Genomic DNA, 6,525 nt, shown 5'->3' on the forward strand with positions numbered 1-6,525 from the left:
CTATATGGAGAGATCCTTTTCCTGAATTCATGGTTAGGAAACTCAAAAAGGGGCGATTGAGTTTCCTAACCATGAACTAAAGGGAGAAAGTTATCGAAAGAAAATGGCAAAGATAAAAACCGAGGCGGCATCACTGGCGCCGTAGTTGTAGCGGCTTGCCAACATAATGGCCTCTGCTCGCAAACATCGGGAATTTCTGCTCGAATTATCTGACAATGGAGCGGCGTTTGTGCTCACGCTCTTTGCCAATGTGCTCGCAAACATCCACTTCTGCTTGCAAACATCCGCCTCTGCTCACATTAATTGCCAGCGACAGCAAGGTTAAATCGGGACGCTTACCTCACCGATATCCCTGTATATAGCGTTATTTACCTGGTCGGCTGTCGTCTGTATGCGCCTCCAAGCATCCGCTCGCTTCTAATTCAGTGTTGTTTGCACCTTGACACAACACTGATTGATTTCATGCATTAAACCAGCTCGCTAATCTGCATGTGAGCATATCTCCCGGCTTTATCGTTATAGCTCGACATCTGCTCAGTAATGATCAGCTATCAGCAGAAACCACTGTTTTTGCAGGGGGTATTAAATGCTTTACGGGGCTTTTATTAAAAACATGAAAGGAGTTAGCTATGGAACATATTACAAGCGCAGTCAAGGTAAAACAGTTGGTTAAACTAACAATCGGCGTCTTCTTCGATGGTACAGGGCAAAATGCCAATAACCTGCTGGCAGCTAAAGAAAAAGACGAATGCAAGTTCTCAAATATTTACCGGCTTTACAAAAACTACGGGAAAAATCATGAGGATAATTTAGCTGTTTATATCGAAGGTGCAGGAACAAAAAACGGAGAAGGTGATAATACTCTCGTACAAGCCATGGGTGTTGATGTACCACTAGTGACTACTGGATATGGCGTGTTTGCTAAATATAGCAACAGTGTATCGCAAATTGCTGAGCGAATTAAAAAAAATCTGCCGCAAGCAGATTCGAAGAAAAACACATTAGCCTTGACATTTGATGTGTTTGGGTTCAGTCGTGGCGCTGCCACTGCCCGACACTTCGTTAATATGGTTAATTCTTTAGACCCTTCTGTAACGAATATTTTGACGGAGGTTGCTCACGAAAAAGGTTATGAAATCAGTAAAATCCCAGAAGTCAGATTTCTTGGGCTTTATGATACTGTTGCATCCATTTGGCGCCTTGGAACATTCTGGGAGGATCCTCATGATACCGGCGATACCAATGGCTTGAAGGTTGCGCTGGGTAAGGATGCAGCGAAAACTGTTTTTCAGTTAACTGCCAAGCATGAGTGCCGATATAATTTCCCGCTGAGCAGTGTGTCCGGAAATTATTTTGAGTTAGAGCTGCCTGGAGCTCATTCAGATATTGGCGGTTCTTATGCAAGCCAAGAGAACGAAATTTCAGAAATCACTCAGGCTAAATATGGTGTACCAATACTTAGTGATACGAAAAAGAAAGTTATCGATGAACTAGCTCAGCTGAGAAAAGACAGTAAATGGAGTGTTTTATTGGAAAACACGGATGTTGTCAGCGGTTACCTCCCGGCCCCTTATCATCAAGGTGTCAGCCGTAGAAACGTATCAGGAGATTTGCAGTACGTGGCACTGATGCTGATGTTGAAAGCCGCGATTAACAAAGGGTGCCCTTTCGCTGATGAGGCGATGCTTTATGAAAATAAAATCCCAGAAGACTTGAAGGGATATTATCAGCATGCATTATTAGTTTCAGAGGATGTTTTAATTGGCAAGGAGGCCCAAATCGACCAAAAAATTATCGACGAAATAACCCCACGTTACATCCATATCTCAAGTTCTTGGAAAAACGAATTATGGCCGTGGGGCTATGCGCCGGAAGAACTGTCTCAAGAAGTTAAGCCTGAGGGCATACGAGAACCCCGTGCTGCTATTGATAATTACCAACCGAACAGGCCTGATACGGGATGGCAGAGAAAGATTTTCAACAGTTGATAGTAGTTAGCTGAAGAAAAGCCCTCGATAAGGAAGTCGAGGGCTAAATCACCAAAATCTGTTGATATAGAGGGAGTGACCGGCCAACTTTTCCTCTCACCTCAGTGACGCATAAACCTTCGTTTTTGAGTCATTCACAGCAAGGGCGTGCTGACGCTCAAATTGCGCTCTAAAACCTTCTCAAAACTGTTATTGATACCAATATCGCGAAATGCTACGCTTCCCACGACTTTTGAGAATATTTAAGAGGTGACTATGCGGATCGGATACGCCAGGGTCAGCACGGTAGACCAGAATCCAGAACTTCAACTGGAGGCTCTGAGACGCGCCGGTTGCGAGAGGGTATTTACCGAGCGCGGATCCGGCGCCCGGGACGACCGACCGGAGCTGAACCACATCCTTTCCGATGTATTACGGGCAGGCGATACGTTGGTTGTCTGGAAACTCGATCGTCTGGCGCGCTCATTGAAGAAACTCATCGCGACGGCGGAAGAGCTGGAGCGGGCGGAGATCGGGCTTGTGTCTTTGACCGAGAGCATCGATACGACGACGCCGGGCGGAATGTTAACCTTCCATGTATTCGGTGCAATCGCCCAGTTTGAACGCGCCCTGATCCGGGAGCGGACGACGGCTGGATTGGCAGAGGCGAGACAACGTGGCCGAAAAGGGGGGCGCCCACCCGCCATGTGCCCGAGCGATATTGCAGCCGCGCGGGCCATGATGAAGGAGGGCTCTCTGCCGGTTCGCAATATTGCACAACGTATGGGTGTTTCTGTGGCCACCCTCTATCGCCATATCGGCAAGAAGGACAGCGCCGTCCAGATAGCGGGAGCGGAGGACGCTCATGGCTGATCGGAGAAAGCGGCCACCCGGAGAAGCCCTTGTCGATATTCGGCGCCGGTTGTCGCTGCTTCCTCCCAGAGATCCGGGACGCGTCGAAATCGTCACTCGTGCCGCTGACGCCTACGGAATTTCGATCTGGACGCTCTATCGGGCGTTACGCGAGTTGAACCGCCCAAAATCGGTCAGGCGTGCCGACCACGGCACTTCCCGGATAGCCCCGCAGTCAGAGATGGAAACCTATGCCGAAATCATCGCGGCCCTGAAGATCAGAACGGCAAATCGCAAGGGGCGGCATATTTCCACGGCGCGTGCCATAAAACTGCTGGAGGAAGACGGTGTGGAAACGCCCGACGGCCTGGTGCGCGCATCGCCCGGATTGTTGAAACGCGCAACTATCGATCGGTTGCTGCGTGTTTACGGGCTCGACTATACGCGCGTGACCCGCCCGGTGGCCGCCGTTCGTTTCCAGGCGCGACGCGCCAACGAACTCTGGCACTTCGATATGAGTCCGTCAGATCTGAAACAGGTCGAAAAGCCGCTCTGGCTCGAGGAAGCTCGCGGTCGCCCGACGCTGATGCTGTTCTCCGTGGTCGATGATCGCTCCGGCGCGTGCTATCAGGAATACCGCTGCGTTTACGGTGAAAATGCGGAAACCGCCCTGAGCTTTCTCTACAACGCCTTCGCCGCCAAACCTGAACCCGAGTTGCCGCTTCAGGGGATCCCCGCAGCTATCCATATGGACAACGGGCCGGTAAGCCGTTCACGCGTCTTCCAGTCCGTCATGGGCAGTCTCGGCGTCAGGGTTCTTACGCATATGCCACCGTCGGACAACGAGCGGCGCACGGCGGCGCGGGCGAAAGGCAAGGTCGAGCGGCCGTTTCGCACGATCAAGGAAGTGCATGAAACCCTTTACCATTTTCACAAACCGAAGGATGAAGAGGAAGCCAATCTTTGGTTACGGCGCGCACTGGTCACCTACAACAACGGAGAACACCGCACGGAACCTCATGCGCGCATTGAGGACTGGTTGCGACACCTTCCCCCGGACGGCGTGCGGGCCATGTGCTCATGGGAGCGGTTCTGTGCCTTTGCCCGCGAACCCGAACGACGGACGGTTGCAGGCGATGCGACCGTCTCGGTTGAGGGCGCCGCCTATGAGGTGGAGCCTGAGCTTGCCGGAGAAACGGTGACGCTGCTCTGGGGCCTGTTCGACCAGGAGCTGTTTGTCGAACATGAGGGGAAACGTTTCGGGCCATTCCAGCCTTCGCGCGGGGCGGTTCCCCTCTTTCGCTATCGCAAATATCAGAAGAGCCGGACCGAAGAACGGCTCGACAAAGTGGTGCGGTTGGCGGATCAGCTTGGGCTTCCCCGCGCCGCTGTCACCGGCGGGGACCGTCCATTGCCGTCACTGCCCCCGACTACGGCGGGACTGAGCGTACGGCGAACGCCGTTTCCGGAGCCGACGGTAGAGACCGCCTGGCCAACGGCACTTGCAGCCCGTGGGGCGATTGTCGCCCAGCTTGGTCGGCCGATCGGCGCGATGAGTGTCGTCGAGCGCACCTTCATTGATGAACTGCTTGCGGAAACACTCGATAAAAAGACGATCGCGGTCCGTATCCGCGAACGATTCCAGATGCGAAGGAGGGAAGAATGATACTCGCAGACGTCCAGTCCAGTTACGGCCTCGACCGACCTTTCCAGGGAGCGGGCAACTTCGAGACCGAACATCAGCGTACCCTCATTCGTGAGGTTTGCGCGGCCGTCCAGACCGGCAGGCTTGTCGTGGTCTCCGGCCTGGTTGGTTCGGGGAAAACGCACCTTCTGCGCCGTATCGAGGCCGAACTGACCAAAGCCCGCAAGGTCTCGCTCGCCAAATCGCTGGCGGTAGACAAACGGCGTACTTCGCTGCCATCGTTGATTGAAGCATTGTTCTACGATTTGTCGCCCGGTGATCGCGCGCAGGTGAAGATCCCCAAACAGGCCGAGCGGCGGGAACGTGATTTGCGCGACCTGATGAAAAAGGGCAAGCGGCCGATCGTTCTCGTGGTAGATGAAGCCCATGACCTGCACCATAAGACGTTAACGGGCTTGAAACGGCTGATGGAGGTAGTTGCCGATGCCGGCGTCCTCCTCTCCGTGCTTCTGGTCGGACATCCCCGGCTTCGCAATGATCTGCGTCGCCCTCAGATGGAGGAAATCGGTTACCGAACAACCATTTTCGATTACGAGGGGCTGGGCTCCGCGCGCCGCGACTATGTGGCATGGCTGCTTGGCGCCTGTGCGGCCGAAGGTGTGAAAGTTAGTGAGCTGCTCGAAGAGGCCGCCATCGATCTTATCGCCGAGCGACTGCGCACACCGCTTCAAATCGAGATGCATCTGACCCTTGCGTTCGAGCAGGCTTTTCGCCTCGGAACCAAACCCGTCACCGCCGAGATTGTCGAACAGGTGTTGTCGCGCGCTATCGACGATTTAGAACCGACCCTTACCCGAAACGGCTACGATGCAGCGGCTTTGGTCACACAACTCAATGCGCGACCATCCGATGTCCGGGCCTTCCTGGGTGGCACCCTTGATCCTGAGCAAGCCCTCGAGCTGACAGAGAAACTGCGACAGGCAGGCGTACCGATTTAACCTTGCGGTTGCCGGCAGATAATGTGAACCAGTAGTGGGAGCCTGCATACAGAAGCTTATTATGCAACACGCTATTTACACAGAATAATTCACAGGCCCAGAATTTAACGTGACACATAATTCTGTCCGGTCTACCAATCCAGATGAGTTCAGAAACAGCCTTAAACAGCAATCATAAAGAAGCAGTGGTAATCTAATTACATGGTTGTTCTGAAAAGTCTTGATGTCCTCGCTCAGGCCAGCATCGTTGCGTTTTTACTCGACTCACTATTTGCCACCTATCTTTATGGTAACTCATTGTAAAAACGGTTTTTTCGGCAGATACGGAATCGTCCAGCAACCCTGATTCTTCAATTGTAACTACCGCTTTATCAGGTGATTCCCCCGCTATTCACATGCTGAATTACGCTTAAGTTAGAAACATTATCCTGGAAATGCTCACCCATTGAGTGCAAAGCCACCTGAACCGGATAATTTTCTTTGACCATCTTGTTCGTTTGTTCCGCGTTTGTATTGTCACACCCGCTAATTAAAGCGGCCATGGTGCAGGCTATCAGTGTAGGGGTAAATTTTTTATATAAAATCAATTAATTACCTCGTATCAAATGGATTTTTGAGGTGATTAATACAATTTCAGTAATTATGCCATTTTACAGTTTCGTCGCCAATAGATCTTATTAGGAGTGACATTTCTACTTTGCGGGAATGGGTGGCATTTTAAACTTGCAATAACAGGGTAAGCCGCCAAAACGAAGGTTTATGCGTCACTGCGGGGAGAGTAAAAGTGGGCCGTTATCGACGCCATCCGGGTCACTGCCCCATTGGCAATTAAAGTGAGCAGACGACGGATGTTTGCAAGCAGAAGCGGATGTTTGCGAGCACATTGGCAAAGAGCGTGAGCACGAGCGCCACTCCATTGTCAGATAATTCGAGCAGAAATTCCCGATGTTTGCGAGCAGAGGCCATTATGTTGGCAAGCCGCTACAGCTATGCCGCCTTTTGCGAACACTATGGCGTATTGGCTTCGCATAATAATCCGGGAAAAGGCCACGAGAATGGCGCG

Annotated in this window: 4 protein-coding genes; all 4 read left to right on the top strand. The window is 52.0% G+C overall.

Annotated features, from left to right (window positions below):
• The first annotated feature begins 629 nt into the window (after positions 1-629).
• The 4 genes from AC4PR2_RS27140 to AC4PR2_RS27155 all read left to right on the top strand — a co-directional run bounded on the left by AC4PR2_RS27140 (position 630) and on the right by AC4PR2_RS27155 (position 5,462).
• On the top strand, positions 630-1,988 hold the full coding sequence (locus AC4PR2_RS27140) for a T6SS phospholipase effector Tle1-like catalytic domain-containing protein (protein ID WP_492175807.1): 1,359 nt from the start codon (positions 630-632) through the stop codon (positions 1,986-1,988).
• 255 nt (positions 1,989-2,243) lie between these two features.
• Positions 2,244-2,840: a recombinase family protein gene (locus AC4PR2_RS27145; RefSeq protein ID WP_492175809.1), complete on the top strand. Its 597-nt coding sequence runs from the start codon at positions 2,244-2,246 to the stop codon at positions 2,838-2,840.
• Entirely contained in the window at positions 2,833-4,485 is a 1,653-nt protein-coding gene (locus AC4PR2_RS27150) for a transposase family protein (RefSeq protein ID WP_492175810.1), read from the top strand. The genes AC4PR2_RS27145 and AC4PR2_RS27150 overlap by 8 nt, the downstream gene beginning before the upstream one ends.
• A complete protein-coding gene (locus tag AC4PR2_RS27155; protein WP_492175811.1) occupies positions 4,485-5,462 on the top strand; it encodes an ExeA family protein in 978 nt (325 codons plus the stop codon). The genes AC4PR2_RS27150 and AC4PR2_RS27155 overlap by 1 nt, the downstream gene beginning before the upstream one ends.
• Positions 5,463-6,525: the final 1,063 nt, after the last annotated feature.

The sequence above is a fragment of the Serratia sp. A07 genome (genome assembly GCF_058725505.1).

Excerpts from the sequence above, each read along its gene's own strand:
- AC4PR2_RS27140 (WP_492175807.1), top strand. The coding sequence starts at position 630 with ATGGAACATATTACAAGCGCAGTCAAGGTAAAACAGTTGGTTAAACTA.
- AC4PR2_RS27145 (WP_492175809.1), top strand. The coding sequence starts at position 2,244 with ATGCGGATCGGATACGCCAGGGTCAGCACGGTAGACCAGAATCCAGAA.
- AC4PR2_RS27150 (WP_492175810.1), top strand. The coding sequence starts at position 2,833 with ATGGCTGATCGGAGAAAGCGGCCACCCGGAGAAGCCCTTGTCGATATT.